Annotated in this window: 1 protein-coding gene; it reads right to left on the reverse strand. The window is 42.5% G+C overall.

What is annotated here, in order from left to right:
• A partial coding sequence (locus Tam10B_RS13090) for a DUF6020 family protein (protein WP_143248665.1) occupies window positions 1–1,588 on the reverse strand: 1,588 nt, incomplete at its 3' end.
• Between the last annotated feature and the right edge of the window lie 206 nt (window positions 1,589–1,794).

Genomic DNA, 1,794 nt, shown 5'->3' on the forward strand with positions numbered 1-1,794 from the left:
AAGATGCATCCCTGTTAAAGCAACGGTCTTTCAAGGCATCATCACTATTGATCTCTCTCTTGTCATCCTGTAAAGCAAATATGTCAACAAGATCAGATGTGCTACACGTATTAACCGCATTGATAATGGCACGATCATTGGAAGACAGCGATTCTTCATGATTTACAGCGGTGTACATTGTCTGTTGGAAGAAAACACCTACGGTTTCCTGACGTCCACCAGAGGCAATATGCAACGCAGGAAAAGCAACAGATGAAATCACTGACAACAAAATGACAGGAATGACAGCGACTGCAATCGAGCGAACACGGCGCTTCAAGAAAAGAGCAAGAACCAAGAACGTTGCCGCAAAGATTTCCAGAGAAATCTTTCGCATCTCTGCACAAATAACGAAAAGCACAATCAAAGCAATAACAAGCCATATCTTCACAGGAAGGTCCTGTCTCAATCTTCTGACGTACTCAACAATCAGCAGCATGAACAGCAAAAAGAACGGCAAAGCTGTCGCATCCTTAACTACAACCATCGCCGTTCTTGCAAAAATCGGAGTAAAGCAAATAAACAGCAAAAAGAGGACACCAAACTTCCAGTCCAACTTCAAAACGCCTGTAAAATAATTGATAATTATGGCAAATGCTGCAGCTACCCCAACTGTCTGCAGAACAGCCAAAATCCACAAGCCCCACGCCTCGCTGCCCAATAGATTTGTTCCAAAACTATCAAAGAAACCATAGATGACTGTATCCAGCCAAGGATGATGATCACTCATCGCATAGCCAGGAAGCATCTCATGAGACGAAGGATCCCAGACCTTACCACTTTTGACCCACATTAGCTGCGCAACCGTATCAGCAGCAATATTGGCCGGCCACAGAAAAATCATCCATGGAACCCAACAAATGACGATGAGAGAAAAAAGTTTTACAATGCTCAGAACTGAAAACCTACTCAACGCATTCTTAATAAACGACAGCCTCAAACAACATCCAGAGAAGATATCCTTGGACGCCCTGCAAAGCGATGCGCAACGCTTTCCATTAGCTTCTGTATCAGAATTTTTATAACGCAAAACGTACAGGATAATTGAAATCAATGCGCAGAGAGTAGCTGCAATACCGAAGTATCTGACCGCGACATAAACCCAATACCAAACTGTCTTATACTCATTTGCAATGGCAGGAGGATTTAGAAATGTATTAAAAATAGACTGCTCATGAGAAGAATTGTGAGGACGCAAAACGAGGGAAAACGTCAGCAGAACAACAAATACAACAATGTAACGTTTTGCTCTGATATCGAAATCCCCAAAAGAAATCCAACCAAAGTAATGAATAATAAAAAACACCGAAAAAAGGAGGACCCCTAGAACAGGCCCATATATACCTATATATTGGGAAAGGTCGCCAATAAATAACTTAAATCCGGCAAATATTGTCTCACTCGAGAAACCGGCAGTAAAGGCAATACACGATACAGCAGCCAATGCCACAGTACCTACAAAAAAACACATCGGGAATCGTTTAAGGAACGTATTCCCTTGGCCATTTAGATAAACTTCTTTAATCTCTACCTTTGAACTATCAGTCATTCTAAATCCTCAATCAAGGTGTATTTTCAAAAGTTTTCGAGAATACGCTCGATCCAGAAGACTGACTAGCCCGGTTGAGGCTGCTCTCCGTTGAACAGCCTCAACCGATAATCCCTACTTAAGCTTGCCCTGCGTAGAATCCCATGAACCACGACTTGACGGTCAAGTACAAGTCTGGATTCGTATTGGTCAACGCGCTGTACCGT

It is taken from the genome of Bifidobacterium vansinderenii, assembly GCF_002234915.1.
GTDB classification, from domain to species: domain Bacteria; phylum Actinomycetota; class Actinomycetes; order Actinomycetales; family Bifidobacteriaceae; genus Galliscardovia; species Galliscardovia vansinderenii.